This window comes from Kurthia massiliensis, from assembly GCF_000285555.1.
GTDB lineage: Bacteria > Bacillota > Bacilli > Bacillales_A > Planococcaceae > Kurthia > Kurthia massiliensis.
Genome location: NZ_HE611002.1, coordinates 1 through 16,560 on the forward strand (window position 1 = coordinate 1; position 16,560 = coordinate 16,560).

Annotated in this window: 23 protein-coding genes; 1 reads left to right on the forward strand and 22 read right to left on the reverse strand. The window is 40.6% G+C overall.

Annotation, left to right across the window (positions count from 1 at the left end; translation table 11 throughout):
• Nucleotides 1–366 precede the first annotated feature (366 nt).
• The gene (gene salA / locus KMHG_RS13800) at nt 367–1,437 is read right to left on the reverse strand and encodes an iron-sulfur carrier protein/transcriptional regulator SalA (RefSeq protein WP_010290368.1); all 1,071 of its coding nucleotides are present in this window, start codon (nt 1,435–1,437) and stop codon (nt 367–369) included.
• Nucleotides 1,438–1,626: 189 nt separating this feature from the next.
• Between salA and KMHG_RS13805 the strand changes: the two genes are divergently transcribed.
• Nucleotides 1,627–2,658: an acyltransferase family protein gene (locus KMHG_RS13805; RefSeq protein ID WP_010290369.1), complete on the forward strand. Its 1,032-nt coding sequence runs from the start codon at nt 1,627–1,629 to the stop codon at nt 2,656–2,658.
• Between the two features lie 35 nt (nt 2,659–2,693).
• Here the strand turns inward: KMHG_RS13805 and KMHG_RS13810 are convergent, their stop codons facing one another.
• From KMHG_RS13810 to rplF, 21 genes are all read right to left on the reverse strand, one after another.
• Nucleotides 2,694–3,140, reverse strand: coding sequence for a MaoC family dehydratase (locus KMHG_RS13810; protein ID WP_010290370.1), 447 nt, complete (start codon nt 3,138–3,140; stop codon nt 2,694–2,696).
• Between the two features lie 123 nt (nt 3,141–3,263).
• Nucleotides 3,264–4,481: a chloride channel protein gene (locus tag KMHG_RS13815; RefSeq protein WP_010290372.1), complete on the reverse strand. Its 1,218-nt coding sequence runs from the start codon at nt 4,479–4,481 to the stop codon at nt 3,264–3,266.
• 103 nt (nt 4,482–4,584) lie between these two features.
• Nucleotides 4,585–4,977, reverse strand: coding sequence for a 30S ribosomal protein S9 (gene rpsI / locus KMHG_RS13820; RefSeq protein ID WP_010290373.1), 393 nt, complete (start codon nt 4,975–4,977; stop codon nt 4,585–4,587).
• 21 nt (nt 4,978–4,998) lie between these two features.
• Nucleotides 4,999–5,436, reverse strand: a complete 438-nt coding sequence (gene rplM, locus KMHG_RS13825; protein WP_010290374.1) for a 50S ribosomal protein L13 — start codon at nt 5,434–5,436, stop codon at nt 4,999–5,001.
• Nucleotides 5,437–5,618: 182 nt separating this feature from the next.
• A complete protein-coding gene (gene truA / locus KMHG_RS13830; protein WP_010290376.1) occupies nt 5,619–6,368 on the reverse strand; it encodes a tRNA pseudouridine(38-40) synthase TruA in 750 nt (249 codons plus the stop codon).
• Between the two features lie 17 nt (nt 6,369–6,385).
• Nucleotides 6,386–7,183, reverse strand: coding sequence for an energy-coupling factor transporter transmembrane component T family protein (locus tag KMHG_RS13835; protein ID WP_026022121.1), 798 nt, complete (start codon nt 7,181–7,183; stop codon nt 6,386–6,388).
• Nucleotides 7,180–8,046, reverse strand: a complete 867-nt coding sequence (locus tag KMHG_RS13840; RefSeq protein ID WP_010290379.1) for an energy-coupling factor ABC transporter ATP-binding protein — start codon at nt 8,044–8,046, stop codon at nt 7,180–7,182. Before KMHG_RS13840 ends, KMHG_RS13835 begins: the two co-directional genes overlap by 4 nt.
• Nucleotides 8,022–8,867 (reverse strand): energy-coupling factor ABC transporter ATP-binding protein, encoded by an 846-nt coding sequence (locus KMHG_RS13845; protein WP_010290380.1) that lies wholly within the window; start codon nt 8,865–8,867, stop codon nt 8,022–8,024. The genes KMHG_RS13840 and KMHG_RS13845 overlap by 25 nt, the downstream gene beginning before the upstream one ends.
• A 372-nt stretch (nt 8,868–9,239) precedes the next feature.
• Nucleotides 9,240–9,620: a 50S ribosomal protein L17 gene (gene rplQ / locus KMHG_RS13850; RefSeq protein ID WP_010290381.1), complete on the reverse strand. Its 381-nt coding sequence runs from the start codon at nt 9,618–9,620 to the stop codon at nt 9,240–9,242.
• 59 nt (nt 9,621–9,679) lie between these two features.
• The gene (locus tag KMHG_RS13855) at nt 9,680–10,624 is read right to left on the reverse strand and encodes a DNA-directed RNA polymerase subunit alpha (protein ID WP_010290382.1); all 945 of its coding nucleotides are present in this window, start codon (nt 10,622–10,624) and stop codon (nt 9,680–9,682) included.
• A 152-nt stretch (nt 10,625–10,776) separates the two neighbouring features.
• A complete protein-coding gene (gene rpsK, locus KMHG_RS13860) occupies nt 10,777–11,166 on the reverse strand; it encodes a 30S ribosomal protein S11 (protein WP_010290384.1) in 390 nt (129 codons plus the stop codon).
• A gap of 26 nt (nt 11,167–11,192) precedes the next feature.
• Nucleotides 11,193–11,558 carry a 30S ribosomal protein S13 gene (gene rpsM, locus KMHG_RS13865; RefSeq protein WP_010290385.1) on the reverse strand — a complete coding sequence of 122 codons (366 nt, stop codon included), beginning with the start codon at nt 11,556–11,558 and terminating at the stop codon, nt 11,193–11,195.
• A 23-nt stretch (nt 11,559–11,581) separates the two neighbouring features.
• Nucleotides 11,582–11,695, reverse strand: coding sequence for a 50S ribosomal protein L36 (rpmJ, locus tag KMHG_RS13870; RefSeq protein WP_000868344.1), 114 nt, complete (start codon nt 11,693–11,695; stop codon nt 11,582–11,584).
• A 37-nt stretch (nt 11,696–11,732) separates the two neighbouring features.
• Nucleotides 11,733–11,951, reverse strand: coding sequence for a translation initiation factor IF-1 (gene infA, locus KMHG_RS13875; protein ID WP_010290388.1), 219 nt, complete (start codon nt 11,949–11,951; stop codon nt 11,733–11,735).
• Nucleotides 11,952–12,400: 449 nt separating this feature from the next.
• On the reverse strand, nt 12,401–13,054 hold the full coding sequence (locus KMHG_RS13880; RefSeq protein WP_010290389.1) for an adenylate kinase: 654 nt from the start codon (nt 13,052–13,054) through the stop codon (nt 12,401–12,403).
• Between the two features lie 72 nt (nt 13,055–13,126).
• On the reverse strand, nt 13,127–14,416 hold the full coding sequence (gene secY, locus KMHG_RS13885; protein WP_010290390.1) for a preprotein translocase subunit SecY: 1,290 nt from the start codon (nt 14,414–14,416) through the stop codon (nt 13,127–13,129).
• Nucleotides 14,416–14,856, reverse strand: coding sequence for a 50S ribosomal protein L15 (rplO, locus tag KMHG_RS13890; protein WP_010290391.1), 441 nt, complete (start codon nt 14,854–14,856; stop codon nt 14,416–14,418). Before rplO ends, secY begins: the two co-directional genes overlap by 1 nt.
• A 32-nt stretch (nt 14,857–14,888) precedes the next feature.
• Nucleotides 14,889–15,071, reverse strand: a complete 183-nt coding sequence (gene rpmD, locus KMHG_RS13895; protein WP_010290392.1) for a 50S ribosomal protein L30 — start codon at nt 15,069–15,071, stop codon at nt 14,889–14,891.
• A gap of 16 nt (nt 15,072–15,087) precedes the next feature.
• Entirely contained in the window at nt 15,088–15,591 is a 504-nt protein-coding gene (gene rpsE, locus KMHG_RS13900) for a 30S ribosomal protein S5 (protein WP_010290393.1), read from the reverse strand.
• A 21-nt stretch (nt 15,592–15,612) separates the two neighbouring features.
• Nucleotides 15,613–15,972 (reverse strand): 50S ribosomal protein L18, encoded by a 360-nt coding sequence (gene rplR / locus KMHG_RS13905; protein ID WP_010290395.1) that lies wholly within the window; start codon nt 15,970–15,972, stop codon nt 15,613–15,615.
• Nucleotides 15,973–16,005: 33 nt separating this feature from the next.
• The gene (rplF, locus tag KMHG_RS13910; protein ID WP_010290397.1) at nt 16,006–16,545 is read right to left on the reverse strand and encodes a 50S ribosomal protein L6; all 540 of its coding nucleotides are present in this window, start codon (nt 16,543–16,545) and stop codon (nt 16,006–16,008) included.
• Nucleotides 16,546–16,560 lie beyond the last annotated feature (15 nt).

Here is a 16,560-nt window from a genome sequence, read left to right on the forward strand (position 1 = left end):
CTCGTTGCTTCAGCAACTCTTATATCTTATCATTTCAAGTTCTTGTTGTCAAGTACTTTTTTTAATAAGTTTTTTAGGTCATCTCGTTGACGACTTAATTATTATATCAACAAAACTTCATAAGTGCAAGCACTTTTTTATTTTGTTTTTGTGAGTTGTTTTAACAACAAAACTAACTATACGCTTCTATACCTTATACGTCAACCTTTTTTCTAAAATAATTTCACGTTGTTTTGAGCGCTTTTTGACCGATGTATTTTGCTATCTCAGACAATTATTCCGCCTGCTCTTCTCTATAATTTCATGTGCGCTATATAAAAAAGATCCCGAAACGTATCGTTTCGAGATCTATCTATAGAAAAAACGTTATTTATTTTCAGCTTCGTTTAATTTATCGATCACATTTTGTGCCATTTCAATATATAACTGACCAGTTGAGTGGTTACGTGCATATACTGATGGTGCGAAATCCGCTTCGATAATTTCTGGTTGGCCTAGTGGAATTTGTCCAAGTAGTTCTGTACGTAATTCTGAAGCTAATTTCGTACCGCCACCTTTACCGAAGACGAATTCTTTTTGACCAGATACTTCTGATTGGAACCAAGACATGTTTTCCACAACCCCTAAAATGTGGTGTTGTGTTTTGATTGCCATTGCACCAGCACGAGCAGCAACGAATGCAGCTGTTGGGTGAGGTGTTGTTACAACGATTTCATATGATTCAGGAAGCATTTGGTGAATATCAAGTGCAACGTCACCTGTGCCTGGAGGTAAGTCTAATAGTAAGTAGTCTAATTCGCCCCACTCTACATCGCGGAAAAATTGATCTAATACTTTACCTAACATTGGACCACGCCATACAACTGGTGCGTTGTTTTCAACGAAGAAGCCCATTGAAATCATTTTGACACCGAAACGTTCTACTGGGAAAATGCGATCGTTTTCTACGCGAGGCATATCTTGTACACCCATCATATCCGGTACACTGAAACCGTAGATATCCGCATCGATTAAACCGACTTTTTTACCTAAACGTGAAAGTGCTACTGCAAGGTTAACAGATACAGTTGATTTACCTACGCCGCCTTTACCAGAAGCGATTGAGATAAATTTTGTATTGCTAAGTGGTGATAATAAATCTTGTGCTTCTGCACGTGTTGCGTTACCGCGGAAGCTTTCTAATACAGAAGGATCTAATTCTGCAAAGCGAATACCGACTGTTTTGAAGCCCGCTTCTTTTAGTTCATTCACAATATCCATTTGGAAAGTCAGTTGTTCTGGTGTACCTAATTTTGCGATGGCCACTTTAACGCTGACATGTTCTTTTTCTTCTTTAATGCGTACTTCAAGTACCCCATTTGTTTCGGCTAGTGTTTTATGTAAAATGGGATCTTTAAAACCGCCAAGTAATTCATAAACTTGTTGTTCATTAATCACGTTCTAACACTCCTCATATATATCAATATCAATTTAAAGTATAACATAACTACTCTCAAAACCCTTCATACTTTGTCACGCGTTTGTCACATCATTAATTCTTCATTTTTTTACGTAATTACCATTACATTTCACGTCTTTTAGGTCTATATTAAAGATTGTAAATTATCATAAAGGACAGATTTTAACATGAGTGAATCCAAGCAACGCATTTTCGTCTTTGATAATGTGAAAGCTCTTTTAATCGTCTTAGTCGTTTTAGGACACGCAGCAGATTATTATACAGATCAGTTCGAATCGATGCGCATGTTCTTCTTCTATATTTACTTGTTTCATATGCCCCTCTTTATTTTCTTAGCGGGCTTATTTAGTAAATCGACTATTTTAAAAGATCCTTTCCGTATTGAAAAGATCGCTAATTTTCTCGTACTTTATTTCATACTCGAAATATTGTTTTATTTCATTATCCATTATTGGTTAGGCAATCAATCTTATAACTTTAATCCATTTGTTGAAAATGGTGTGCCATGGTTTATGTTCGCGATGGCCGCTTGGTTATGTATCGGTCGCGTCATTCGTCGCGTACCTGCCTATATCGTGTTACCTGTCAGCATTATCGCTGCGTTATTAATCGGTTATACACACGTCGGTGATACGCTCGTATTATCACGCATCATCACCTTTTTCCCATTTTTTATTTTAGGGTTCTACGTTAAAACGAACGATTTAGTCGAATCATTAAAAGCACCAGAACTTAAAATCATCTCGTGGATTTCACTCGTCTTGATCGCATTTACGATTTACTTCAATATCGACGGGTTGTACGACATGCGTAACTTATTAAGTGGACGGAATCCGTATGACAGGGTCAATCTCGAATTGGGCATTCCTGCTTCGGGTGCAGTGATGCGTTTACTCGTCATGGTTGTGACGATTTGCATGTCTATTTCAGTCATGGCTTTAATGACACATAAACGAACATGGTTTACTGTACTCGGTACCCGTTCATTGGCGATTTACTTTTTCCATCGCCCAATTTTATTTATTTATCAACATTATCATTTGAATGACTATTTAAAAGATGCGTTTCCACATGCATGGCTGTGGATTTACTTAGCATTTTTCTTACTCGTCTCGATCGTACTCGCAGCCGCGCCGTTCGAAAAATTGCTGTTGAGTATCCAATCATTCGTCACACGTACGATGAAACGCTCCGTATAAAAAAGCATCACGCCACAAAAGCGTGATGCTTTTTATTATTTCGTCGCTGTTGCTGCTTCGTCTGTAGATGCTGCTTCTTCGACTACTGGTACTTTTACAACCGCATCGCCTTCGACAACTGTTTTACCATCTTGGTTTGTCACTGTCGTAATTAGCTTTACGATATCTTTTTTAATAAACTCTGCGACTTCTACTTTCGCTGTCACTGTATCACCAATGTAAACAGGACGCGTGAATTTTAAGTTTTGACCTAAGTAAATTGTACCTTCACCCGGTAGCTTCATACCGATTGTTGTTGAAATAAGTGACGATACGAGCATGCCATGTGCTACGCGGTCTTTAAAGATCGACGCTTCACCAGCAACTTTGTTAATATGTATCGGATTTAAATCACCTGAAATACCTGCGAACTGATAAACATCGAACTCACTAATCGTTTTTGAAAACTCTGCTGTTGAACCAATATCAAATTTTACAACCATGTTAAAGCCTCCAATTCCTCATATTTAAACGCGTTTGTATCATCATAACTAATTTTAGGATAAAAGTAAATATTTAACATATATAAAACCGCCTCTACAAAATGTGAGACGGTTTTTCATCTTTTATGAAGTTGTTGCATGGACGGATTGTGCTTTATGCTGACGGAATCGTTGTGTCACAATCGACACAACGATAATAAATGGCGCAAATTGTAGTGGGAATAAAAAGAGGAGTAGCGCTGCTGTAACAATTGGTTGTCCTAAAATAACCGTACAGCACGTAGCGACAATAATCGCAATTAATAATCCTGGTGTATACGGAAATACGTTAGCAAATGCAAAGCCAATCGCGACGCTTGCAAAAATGGCCGGAAAAATTTTACCACCACGCCATCCGCAAGCAAAGCAAATATTCGTCAATAACATTTTTCCTAGTCCAATCCACAACAATGCGCCGAGCGACATCGTCACCGCTTCTACTGAAAAATGTTTCAATGCATGTTCTCCTGAAAATAAAAAGTACGAGGACATCATGCCAAACAAACCGATGAATAGTCCACCGATGATACCGAGCAACAATTTAGATTGAAACTTCGCTGCAAGTCGATCGCTCAATGCTTCTGTTTTCAAGAAAAAAAGACCCGCTACGTAGCCGATCGCGATTGCTGGGATGATGAAAAGGAACGCTTGCCACGTCCACTGTACAGTAGGTGTTGTAATCGCAAAAATGCTTTCTTTATCGAAAAAGTTATTCACAGTGCTAAACGCAATAATTCCGAGCGCTGTGGATAACCCGTATAACAATATTTTTTGCCATTTTGGATACGTCGTTTTCGACTCTTCAAGCGCTTCGCTGACCCCGACAAGTGGTGCATGGAAAATCGCAGAAAGCATCGCGCCAATTTCTAGTTGAATGAGTTGCTCTTTTTGTTGCCACGTCAATTTCAGGCGATCACCTACCCACGTAATTAAACCTCCAACGATACTCGCAAGTGCTCCTTCTGGACCGAGACTTGCGCCGAATGCGAGTACGATAACACCCATGACGAAATTCGGCCATAGTTGCTTTTTGTACGCAACAGCTTTCGTTTGTTGAAACTCTTCAAGCGTTTCGTGAATCGTCTTCGGATATTGACCAACATATTTTTGAAGCAAGCCGATGATAACACCACCGACTAACCCAACAATGAGTGGATAAAACGACCAGTCGAGTCGCTCCGGTACGACTTCCCAAATCATTTCAATACACCATTCAACGAATAATAAAAACAATGCCGCAATACTACCGACAAAAGCACCTAACAATGCACTATAGACGAAAAAAATCGCCGTAAACTTCACACAATCCCTCCTTATATGTCGTGATGTGTGTTGTATACCCGTTTTTTGCACACAAAAAAAGCCACTCTCGAAAGAATGACTTTTTGCATTCGGAAAACGAAAATTAACGTTTTGAGAATTGAGGTGCACGACGAGCGCCGCGTAGACCTGGTTTTTTACGTTCTTTCATACGAGGGTCACGAGTAAGTAAACCTGCAGATTTAAGAACTGGACGGAAATCAGGGTCAACAGTTAGTAACGCACGAGCGATACCGTGGCGGATTGCGCCAGCTTGACCTGTGAAACCACCACCGTTAACATTTACAAAAATGTCATAGCTGCCAAGAGTTTCAGTAGCTACTAGTGGTTGTTTGATGATTTCGCGTAAAGTTTCGAATGGTACGTAGTTTTCAACTGCGCGATTGTTGATTACGATTTTGCCTTCGCCTGGTACTAAACGTACGCGGGCAGTAGAGCTTTTACGACGGCCTGTGCCGATATATTGAACTTGTGCCAAGATATTGTCCTCCTCTAATAATTATCCGCGAAGCGTGTAAGCTTCTGGTTGTTGTGCTGCGTGTGGGTGTTCAGCGCCAGCGTATACGTGTAATTTTTTGAATGTTTGACGACCTAAAGAGTTTTTAGGAAGCATGCCTTTTACAGCTAATTCAAGCATTTGTACAGGGTATTTTTCTTTCATTTCGCCTGCAGTACGTTGTTTTAAACCACCTGCATATTGAGTGTGACGGTAGTAGATTTTACCTTGTAATTTGTTACCTGTTAATTCGATTTTTTCTGCATTAATGATGATCACGTGATCACCAGTGTCAACGTTCGGTGTGAATGTTGGTTTATTTTTACCACGTAAAATAGCTGCTACTTCTGAAGCTAAACGACCAAGAGTTTGGCCTTCAGCGTCAACAACGAACCATTTACGTTCTACTTCGTGGCCTTTTGCCATGAATGTTGTACGCATCATTGTTAGTATCCTCCTACAATTTCAATTAATTCTATAAAATCTGTTCCAATTGTTTTCTTTATCCTCATAAGAAAAGATTCGGGGCTTATCTTGTGGGGTAATGAAAATACCATACATCATCTTATAACACTAGGCAACTTAAGTCAAGCATTTTCGATAAAACACTAGGACGAGTTGTACTACTGTGGATAATGTACTTTTTCGAGGTATAAACCTTGTGGTGGCGCCGTTTTTCCGGCTTGTGCGCGATCCATCGACGCCACAATTTGTGCGAGTTCTGCTGGTTCACGCTTCGAAATTCCTACTTCCCATAATGTGCCTGCAATAATACGCACCATATTGTATAAGAAGCCATTTCCACGAATGATCATGTGCAGTTCCTCACCGTGCCACTCGAAGTCAAGCGCCTCGACCGTACGCACTTTATCCTTCACGCTCGTGTTCGCTGCACAGAAGCAAGAGAAGTCATGTGTACCGATAATATGCTGTGCCGCTTGTTGCATACGTGCAACATCTGGCTTTTGCCCATTCGTCGGTGTCGTATGGAAACGACGGAACGGATCGGCAATTTTCGTGCACGACCAAATGTAGCGATATTGTTTGCCATGTACACTGTAACGCGCATGAAAATCACTTGCAACTTCTTCCATGTGCAACACGCGAATGTCTCCTGGCAATTGTACGTTTAATGCTGTCACGTACTTATCGACCGGAATGTTTAACGTCGTATCAAAATGAATGACTTGTCCTAATGCATGTACGCGAGCGTCGGTACGACCACTCGCTGTCACATGCACCGTTTCGTCACTTTTATGCATACGCGTTAAGATTTTTTCGATTTCTTCTTGAACAGTACGTTGCTTCGGCTGTACTTGATAGCCCGCAAAGTTCGTACCGTCATAAGCAATCGTTGCTTTTAAACGTCTCATGTATATAGAAACTCCTTTTAATTACGTAAAAATACGAGCAATGCGATAAAGATGAGTAACAATACTAGTGCCATCGTATCTCGCAGTTGCCATTTTAATTGGCGATAACGTGTACGACCTTCGCCGCCACGATAACCTCTTACTTCCATCGCCGTTGCTAAATCTTCAGCACGTTTAAATGCACTAACAAAAAGTGGCACGAGTAACGGCACGACCGCTTTTACACGATCTTTAATTGGACCAGACGTTAAATCTGAGCCACGTGCCATTTGTGCTTTCATAATTTTATCAGTTTCGTCCATTAATGTCGGAATGAAGCGTAGGGCAATCGACATCATTAGTGCCAATTCATGCACTGGTAATTTCACCTTTTTCAACGGATTTAATAACATTTCCATCCCGTCCGTAATAGCGATGGGTGATGTCGTTAACGTTAAAATCGATGTAATAAATACGAGCACTAAGAAACGAATTGAAATGTAAATCCCTTGTCGTACCCCTTCTTCGTAAATGTGGATAAACTTCCAATCGACGAGTAGTGCGCCACCTTTCGTAAAGAAGATGTGCAATACGAGCGTGAAGACGAGCAAGATCAGTACAGGCTTCAAACCATTAATTAAATAACGTAATTTAATTTTTGATAAAAGCATCACAATAAACGTAAACGCGAGCAATGCTGCATACGACCACGTGTTGTTTGCTAAAAAGACCGCAATAATAAAAATAAAGACGAATAACAATTTCGCACGTGAGTCCATTTTATGCACGATGGAATCACCCGGTAAAAATCGACCAAAAATCATTTTCCCCATTATCGCTCACGCTCCTTTACAGCTTGCCCAAGCGATTCTGCTAATTGTTCCTCCGTTAGACACAATACCGGCAGTGTGAAGCCGATACGTGCTTCTAAACGTTTTTGGAACTGAATGATATGTGGTACTTCTAAACGGAACTCTGCTAACTTCTCCGCATCGCTGAAAATTTCAAGCGGCGAACCAGTTAACACGCAGCGTCCATCATACATAATCGCAATTCGATTCGCATAACGCGCAGCATCTTCCATACTGTGCGTCACGAGAATCATCGTTAAGCCTTGTTCTTTATATAAACGATAAAACAGCTCCATAATTTCTTTACGACCGCGCGGATCTAACCCAGCTGTCGGTTCATCAAGTACGATCACTTCGGGCTTCATCGCTAGTACACCTGCAATAGCAACACGACGCATTTGACCACCTGACAAATCAAACGGTGATTTTTCTAACACGCTATCCGGTAAGCCAACGAGTTGCACCATTTCGCGCGCACGCTTTTCAGCTTCTTGTTCACTGACGCCGAAGTTCATCGGACCGAACATAATATCTTTGAGCACCGTTTCTTCAAATAGTTGATGCTCTGGAAATTGGAAAACGATGCCGACTTTTTGACGCACAGGTCGCAAATCTTTCGGTTTCTTCTTTCGTTCGATGATTGCATCGCCGATACGTACGACGCCTTCTGTCGGTTTCAGCAATGCATTTAAATGTTGTAAGATGGTCGATTTACCTGAACCAGTGTGGCCGATAATCGCTTGATAGCTACCACTCGGAATGTTTAAATCGACGTCATATAGTGCGCGTTTTTCAAACGGTGTGCCGACGCCGTAGCTATAACTTACTTTTTGAAGTTCGATATCCATATATCATTCACCAACTCTTCTTCTGTCATATAACCACCTTGCAGTGATACACCTTGCGCTTGTAGTAACTTCGCCATTTTAATCGGGAACGGTAAATCAAGACCGAGCTTGACGAGTTCATCCCCTAAATCAAAAATTTGTTGCGGCGTACCTTCTGCAAACTTTTTCCCGCCATTCATAAATAATAAGCGGTCTGCCATCATCGCTTCTTCTAAATCGTGTGTAATCGATAAAACTGTTAAGCCCGTTTCTTCACGCAATTTGCGGACCGTTGCTAACACTTCAGCACGACCTTGCGGGTCAAGCATCGACGTCGCCTCATCTAAAATTAAAATACGCGGGCGAAGTGCAAGTGCTCCTGCGATGGCGACACGCTGCTTTTGGCCACCCGATAAGTGCTGTGGCTCACGATCTAAAAATTGCTCCATCTTCACTTGCGCAAGTGCTGTATGTACGCGCGCTACCATATCTTCATACGGTACGCCATTGTTTTCAAGCGCGAACGCAACGTCGTCTTGCACTGTTGCGCCGACGAATTGGTTATCTGGATTTTGGAACACCATGCCCATTTGCGAGCGAATATCCCATAAATTATCTTCATTCATTGGTTGAGCTAGTACATTTACTGCCCCTTGCTGTGGAAATAGTAAACCGTTAATAATACGTGCCAATGTCGATTTTCCTGAACCGTTATGGCCGACAATCGCAATCCATTCACCTTCGTATACGTTAAATGACACATCTTCTACTGCATTTTTCGAATTTGCTTCTTCTGGCGTATACGTGAACGTAATGTTTTTTAGTGATAGTATTTCATTCATGCTGGAACTCCTCTCTCACTCGATGCTGCGCTTCTCTCCATTCTAACTGAGCACGCTTCATCATTAAAGAGATTGTATACAAAAAAGACGACTTTGTCATAATAGACAAAGTCGTCTTCGTGTCGTTTTTTTAAACAAAATAAAAAAGCGCGCACCCCATTCAGAGAAACGCGCAGTAAAACGAAAATCTCCTTAACGGTTGCTCAGACCATTAAGTGAATGGGGTGCGTAGAGCTAAACGAGTCGACCGTAGTCGCTCATCATAACACTCAGCTTTTTATATTGTCGTATAAATCATTGGTTTTTAAAAAAGAGGGTGCAAAGTTCATATGATGTGAACAGTACACCCTCCACCGCATTAGTTGTTAGCGATTAAACTAATTCAATCACAACTACTGGTGCACCGTCACCACGACGAGGACCAACTTTCATAATGCGAGTATAACCGCCTTGACGGTCAGCGTAGCGTGGAGCTACATCATCAAATAACTTTTGAAGTGCGAAAACAGTTTGTTCGTTACCTTCAGCGTCAGTTGTAGTAGCTAACTCACGACGGATAAATGCTGCAGCTTGACGACGAGCGTGTAAGTCACCGCGTTTACCTAGAGTAATCATTTTTTCAACTACTGAACGTAATTCTTTTGCACGAGTTTCTGTTGTTTGGATGCGTTCGTTTACGATTAAGTCTGTTGCTAAATCGCGAAGCATCGCTTTACGTTGAGAACTTGTGCGGCCAAGTTTTCTGTAACCCATGGAATTTCCCTCCTTTTTTCAATTACTGATCGTAAAATTTATATGTTTAAAAAGTGTGCTTAGTCTTCTTCGCGTAACCCTAAACCAAGCTCTTCTAACTTCGCTTTTACTTCTTCTAATGATTTACGGCCTAAGTTACGTACTTTCATCATATCGTCTTCAGACTTGTTAGCAAGTTCAAGAACAGTATTGATGCCAGCGCGTTTTAGACAGTTGTAAGAACGAACAGAAAGATCAAGTTCTTCGATAGTCATCTCTAAAACTTTTTCTTTTTGATCTTCTTCTTTTTCAACCATGATTTCAGCAGTTTGTGCTTCATCAGTTAAACCAACGAAGATGTTTAAGTGCTCGGTTAAAATTTTTGCTCCGAGCGAAATCGCCTCTTTAGGACCGATGCTGCCATCTGTCCATACATCAAGTGAAAGTTTATCGAAGTCAGTCGATTGACCAACACGAGTGTTTTCCACTGTGAAGTTGACGCGTGATACTGGAGTGTAAATAGAGTCGATCGGGATAACGCCGATAGGAAGATCCTCGCGTTTGTTTTGATCAGCTGGAGTGTATCCACGTCCACGTTGCGCATACATACGCATGCGAAGATGACCATTATTAGCAACAGTTGCAATATATAGATCTGGGTTTAAAATTTCTACGTCACTGTCGTGAGTAATATCAGCAGCAGTGATCACTCCTGAACCTTTAAAATCAATTTCAATGACTTTTTCTTCGTCAGAGTAAATTTTTAAAGCTAACTTTTTCAGATTCAAAATAATTGAAGCAACATCTTCTACGACACCCTCAATAGTTGAGAATTCGTGTAGTACGCCGTCAATTTGAATTGATGTAACAGCAGCTCCTGGTAAAGAAGACAGAAGGATACGACGTAGTGAATTACCCAAAGTAGTTCCATAACCACGTTCAAGTGGCTCTACAACAAACTTGCCGTATTTTAAATCATCGCTGATCTCAACGGTTTCAATCTTTGGTTTTTCAATTTCGATCATTCAATTTACCCTCCTTAATAAAACATCGAATGTATGGTATCAATCCATCATTTGTTTGTTAAAATCGAATGTCAATCAAATAAGATTGTCCTAATACAAAGTTAGTGCATATGATAGTTTAACTTAATTCGAGATTAAGTTGCAACTATTAATTATACACGACGACGTTTTGGTGGGCGGCAACCATTGTGAGGAACTGGAGTTACGTCTTTGATAGCTGTAACTTCTAGACCAGCAGCTTGAAGTGCACGGATAGCAGCTTCACGGCCAGCACCAGGACCTTTAACAGTTACTTCGATAGTTTTTAAACCATGTTCCATTGCTGTTTTAGCAGCAGTTTCAGCAGCCATTTGAGAAGCGAATGGAGTAGATTTACGTGAACCACGGAAACCTAGAGCACCAGCTGATGACCATGAAATAGCGTTACCTTGTACATCTGTAAGAGTAACAATTGTGTTGTTGAATGTAGAACGGATGTGAGCAATACCAGATTCGATATTTTTTTTCACACGACGTTTACGAGATTGTTGTTTACGTGCCATTGTTAAGTGTGACCTCCTTTACTTAATTATTTTTTCTTGTTCGCAACAGTTTTACGAGGACCTTTACGAGTACGAGCATTGTTCTTCGTATGTTGACCACGAACAGGTAAACCGCGACGGTGGCGGATACCACGTAATGAACCGATTTCCATTAGACGTTTAATGTTTAAAGAGATTTCGCGACGTAAGTCACCTTCTACTTTATATGTGTCTAATTGTTCACGGATTTTGTTTAATTGATCTTCAGTAAGATCTTTTACACGGATGTTTTCGTCAACGCCAGCTTTAGCTAGAACTTCTTTAGAAGTAGCGTTACCGATACCGTAGATGTAAGTTAATGAAATTACAACGCGTTTTTCGCGAGGAATATCAACACCAGCAATACGTGCCATGTACGAGTGCACCTCCTTTATTATTATCCTTGTTTTTGTTTGTGTTTAGGATTTTCACAGATTACCATTACTTTACCGCGTCGGCGAATAACTTTACATTTTTCGCAGATTGGTTTCACAGATGGTCTTACTTTCATCTTACCTAACCTCCTTAGTGGTCCGGAGTGCAAAAGATTATTTAAAACGGTATGTGATACGACCGCGAGTTAAGTCATATGGAGATAATTCAATTGTAACCTTATCCCCCGGAAGAATACGGATGAAGTGCATACGGATTTTGCCACTTACGTGAGCAAGAACTGTATGACCATTTTCTAATTCTACCTTAAACATCGCGTTTGGCAAAGTTTCAAGAACTGTGCCTTCGATTTCAATTACATCGTCTTTCGCCATCGAGCCTGTCTCCCTTCTATATGCAATTCAGGTTCTCATCGTCAAATTCAAACGAATTCAGCCAAGTGTTCTTGTTGAAATACTCGTCCTAACATTGTTCGGATTGTATGAGAGATGTTCGAAAGACGTCTTGGGTTCGTTCTCACATCCCTGGAAAAAATCCCATGAATCAGTATCCATAATGTCAACACGATCACCTGGAATGTCTATCCTTGGATGAGATCTGTGCATACCTGTAATATACAGATACTTTTACACGAAACCCATTATACCCTTTCAGAATTAATATTGCATCAAGGACAAAGGGAATCCTTCGAATGATGCAATAATTCATCAGTGCATAGACCGGGCACAATATGCTTTTGCAGCTCTCGAAATTTAAATTCCGTTTTGCTACCGCAGCATGATTCCTTGCCGAGGCAGAATTTCCTGCGCCCGAGACTCGGGTATTAGTTGCGGCTGCTCTTTAGAAGAGCGTCAACATCAGCAAAGACATCATTGATATCTTTCTGACCGTCAATATCTGTTAAAACGTTCTTGTTGTTGTAAAAATCAAGTAATGGTTGAGATTGCTTGATATTTACTTCTAGACGATTAGAAACCGTTTCTAGATTATCGTCTGCACGTTGATAAAGTTCTCCACCATCTTTATCACATACGCCTTCAACTTTTGGTGGGTTGAAAACTAAGTGATAAGATGATCCGCATACTTTACAAATGCGACGACCTGTTAATCGCTTAACTAATTCATCTTCTTCGACTTTGATGTTTACCACGTGTTCAACTTTACGGCCAAGATCAGATAAAATATTATCTAATGCTTCAGCTTGTTCAATTGTACGTGGGAAACCGTCTAATAAGAATCCTTTTTCGCAATCAGGTTCAGCTAAGCGCTCACGAACGATACCGATCGTCACTTCATCGGGTACTAATGCACCTTTATCGATGTAAGATTTAGCTTCTAAGCCTAGTTCTGTACCATTCTTCATAGCGGCACGGAACATATCGCCTGTAGAGATATGAGGAATGTCGTACTTTTCAATAATTTTGTCTGCTTGAGTGCCTTTACCAGCACCAGGAAGACCCATTAAAACGATATTCATACGGTAAATCCTCCAATATATAATTTATGGTTGTATCAGGAACATCCGAAGACGCCCCCAAGCCAACCAAAGTTATTTCATGAAACCTTTGTAGTGTCGTTTCGTTAGCTGTGATTCAAGTTGTGTCATCGTTTGAAGGGCTACGCCGACTACGATGATTAAGCTTGTACCACCAATCTGTGCAGACTGTGGAAGCCCGCCAATGTTTACGAATAAGATCGGTAACACTGCGATAATCGCTAAATAAATTGACCCTACAAATGTTAAGCGATATAACACACTTGTAAGATATTTTTCAGTGCTCTTACCTGGGCGAATGCCTGGGATGTAAGCACCTTGATTCTTCAAGTTATCTGCTACTTTCTCAGGGTTTACTTGTACAAACGCATAGAAGTATGCGAAAGCGATGATTAAAGCCACGTAAATAATCATACCTACTGGTTTTGAATAGTCGAAAGTATTCTGAATGAAAGTAGCAACCTTACCGTCACCAAAGAAAGTGGCGATTGTTCTAGGTGTTACGATGAACGCAACAGCAAAGATTACTGGGATAACCCCAGCCGCATTTACTTTAAGTGGCAGGTGGGATTTTTGTGCTCCGCGCATATTGCCGCCTGAACCTTTAGAGTACTGAATTGGAATTTTTCGACTTGCGCGTTCGAAGTAGATAACCCCAACTACAATCGCTAAAACTACAATTGCAATAAGTGCAAATTTGACAATGTTCAGGAATAATTGATCCCCAGCATTTTCAAATTCTTGAGCGTAAATCTGATTAACTGTATTTGGTAATGCTGCAACGATCCCCGCGAAGATGATAATGGAAATACCATTTCCTACACCTTTTTCAGTTATCTGTTCGCCTAACCACAATAGAAATGCTGTTCCAGCAGTTAACACGATTGCAATTGTAAAGTAGGTTAAAAAACCTTCTTCATTAATCAAATTACCGCCATACATACGGTTGAAACCGTAAGACATAGCGATAGATTGAATAAATGCTAGGACAATTGCGAAGTATCGTGTAAATCGAGCGCTTTTCTTACGCCCAACTTCACCTTGTTTTGACCACTCGGTGAACTTTTTCACAACATCCATTTGTAACAGTTGAACGATGATTGATGCCGTAATGTAAGGCATAATTCCCATCGCGAAAATAGAGAAGTTCTGGAGAGCTCCCCCACCGAACATATTAAGGAAACCAACTAAACTTTGTTCATCAGTTTGCTGTAATACGTCAGCATCCACATTTGGTACCGGGATAAATGTTCCTATACGGAAAATCACCAACATCAAAAGTGTGAAAATGATCTTATTTCGGATATCTCTAACACGGAATAGGTTAGCGATAGTCTGAAACATTAGATCACCTCAATGTTTCCGCCAGCAGCTTCGATAGCTTCTTTAGCAGAAGCAGAGAATTTATGAGCTTTAACTGATAATTTTTTAGTAACTGAACCGTTACCTAAAACTTTAATACCAGATTTTTCGTTGCTCACGATACCAGTTTCAAGAAGTAAAGCTGGTGTAACTTCTGTGCCTTCTTCAAAACGGTTTAACGCGTCAAGGTTCACGATAGCGAACTCTTTACGGTTAATGTTTGTGAAACCGCGTTTTGGTAAACGACGGAATAGTGGGTTTTGACCACCTTCGAAGCCAGGACGTACGCCACCACCTGAACGAGCTTTTTGACCTTTGTGACCGCGACCAGCAGTTTTACCGTTACCAGTAGCGATACCACGACCTACACGGTTACGTACTTTACGTGAACCTGCAGCTGGTTGTAATTCATGAAGTTTCATTTAGAGGCACCTCCTTATTTTAAGATGTAAGATTAGTTTTCAGTAACTGTCACTAAGTGAGCTACTTTTGCAATTTGACCGCGAACAGCTGCGTTATCAGCTTGTTCTACAGTTTGTTGCATTTTGCGTAAACCTAGAGCTTCAAGAGTTTTCTTTTGGCCTGGTTTAGCACCGATTGGGCTTTTAGTAAGGGTAATCGCTAATTTGTTTGCCATTGTCAATTTCCCTCCCTTAACCTAAAAGTTCTTCTACTGATTTACCACGAAGTTTTGCAACTTCTTCAGCTTGTTTTAATTCAGATAAACCTTTAACAGTAGCACGAACCATGTTGATTGGTGTGTTAGATCCTAAAGATTTAGATAAGATATCTGTAATACCAGCAAGTTCTAGTACGGCACGTACTGGACCACCGGCGATAACTCCTGTACCAGGAGATGCAGGTTTAATCATGATGTTACCTGCGCCGAATTTACCCATCACTAGGTGAGGAGTAGTACCACCTACACGTGGAACTTCGATTAAGTTTTTCTTCGCATCTTCTACAGCTTTGCGAATAGCATCAGGTACTTCTTGTGCTTTACCTGTACCGAAACCTACATGGCCATTGCGATCTCCGACAACAACTAATGCAGTAAAGCGGAAACGACGTCCACCTTTAACAACTTTAGCAACGCGGTTGATAGTAACTACGCGTTCTTCAAGTTCTAGACTGTTTGCGTCAATAATGTGACCCATTGAATGTGAACCTCCTTCTTATTAAAATTCTAAACCATTTTCACGTGCAGCTTCAGCTAAAGCTTGTACGCGTCCGTGATATAAGTAACCGCCACGGTCGAAAACAACCGCTTTGATGTTTTTGTCAGCAGCTTTTTTAGCGATAGTTTCGCCAATTTTTGCAGCAGCTTCAGTGTTGCTTGTAGTGCCTTCAAAACCAGTTTCCATAGTTGAAGCAGATACAAGTGTTACACCTTGCATATCGTCAATGATTTGAGCGTAGATGTGTTTGTTTGAACGGTAAACATTTAAACGAGGACGTTGAGTTGTACCGGCAACTTTAGCACGTACGCGAGCATGACGTTTTTTACGAACTTGATTTTTATCTTGTTTCGTAATCACTAAAGGTCACTCCTTTCTAATGCTTAAGCAGCATTATTTACCTGTTTTACCTTCTTTACGACGAACGTATTCGCCTTCATAACGAATCCCTTTACCTTTGTAAGGTTCTGGAGGACGTACGTCACGGATGTTAGATGCTAATGCACCAACTTGTTCTTTAGAAATACCTTTAACAATTACTTTAGTGTTAGATGGTACTTCGATTTCGATACCTTCACCAGGAGTAAATTCTACTGGGTGAGAGTAACCAACATTAAGAACTAATTTTTTACCTTGCAGTTGAGCACGGTAACCGACACCGACAAGTTCTAAAGCTTTTTCAAAACCAGTTGAAACACCAGTTACCATGTTAGCTAATAGAGCACGAGTTGTACCGTGGTTTGTACGGTGTTCTTTAGAATCAGAAGGACGTTCTACAGTTAGGACGTTGCCTTCTTGAGTAATTTTCATATCTTTGTGGAAAGCACGAACTAATTCGCCTTTCGGACCTTTAACAGTTGCTACGTTTTCAGCATCAACTGAAACTGTAACGCCTGCAGGCACCTCGATGATTTTTTTACCAATACGAGACATTTGTTATTGCACCTC

Coding starts and splice junctions, on each gene's coding strand:
- KMHG_RS13805 (WP_010290369.1), top strand. CDS start 1,627: ATGAGTGAATCCAAGCAACGCATTTTCGTCTTTGATAATGTGAAAGCT.
- KMHG_RS13810 (WP_010290370.1), bottom strand. CDS start 3,140: ATGGTTGTAAAATTTGATATTGGTTCAACAGCAGAGTTTTCAAAAACG.
- rplM (WP_010290374.1), bottom strand. CDS start 5,436: ATGCGTACAACATTCATGGCAAAAGGCCACGAAGTAGAACGTAAATGG.
- truA (WP_010290376.1), bottom strand. CDS start 6,368: ATGAGACGTTTAAAAGCAACGATTGCTTATGACGGTACGAACTTTGCG.
- KMHG_RS13840 (WP_010290379.1), bottom strand. CDS start 8,046: ATGGATATCGAACTTCAAAAAGTAAGTTATAGCTACGGCGTCGGCACA.
- KMHG_RS13845 (WP_010290380.1), bottom strand. CDS start 8,867: ATGAATGAAATACTATCACTAAAAAACATTACGTTCACGTATACGCCA.
- rplQ (WP_010290381.1), bottom strand. CDS start 9,620: ATGGGTTACAGAAAACTTGGCCGCACAAGTTCTCAACGTAAAGCGATG.
- KMHG_RS13855 (WP_010290382.1), bottom strand. CDS start 10,624: ATGATCGAAATTGAAAAACCAAAGATTGAAACCGTTGAGATCAGCGAT.
- rpsK (WP_010290384.1), bottom strand. CDS start 11,166: ATGGCACGTAAACAACAATCTCGTAAACGTCGTGTGAAAAAAAATATC.
- rpsM (WP_010290385.1), bottom strand. CDS start 11,558: ATGGCACGTATTGCTGGTGTTGATATTCCTCGCGAAAAACGCGTTGTA.
- rpmJ (WP_000868344.1), bottom strand. CDS start 11,695: ATGAAAGTAAGACCATCTGTGAAACCAATCTGCGAAAAATGTAAAGTT.
- infA (WP_010290388.1), bottom strand. CDS start 11,951: ATGGCGAAAGACGATGTAATTGAAATCGAAGGCACAGTTCTTGAAACT.
- KMHG_RS13880 (WP_010290389.1), bottom strand. CDS start 13,054: ATGAATATCGTTTTAATGGGTCTTCCTGGTGCTGGTAAAGGCACTCAA.
- secY (WP_010290390.1), bottom strand. CDS start 14,416: ATGTTTCAGACTATCGCTAACCTATTCCGTGTTAGAGATATCCGAAAT.
- rplO (WP_010290391.1), bottom strand. CDS start 14,856: ATGAAACTTCATGAATTACAACCAGCTGCAGGTTCACGTAAAGTACGT.
- rpmD (WP_010290392.1), bottom strand. CDS start 15,071: ATGGCAAACAAATTAGCGATTACCCTTACTAAAAGCCCAATCGGTGCT.
- rpsE (WP_010290393.1), bottom strand. CDS start 15,591: ATGGGTCACATTATTGACGCAAACAGTCTAGAACTTGAAGAACGCGTA.
- rplF (WP_010290397.1), bottom strand. CDS start 16,545: ATGTCTCGTATTGGTAAAAAAATCATCGAGGTGCCTGCAGGCGTTACA.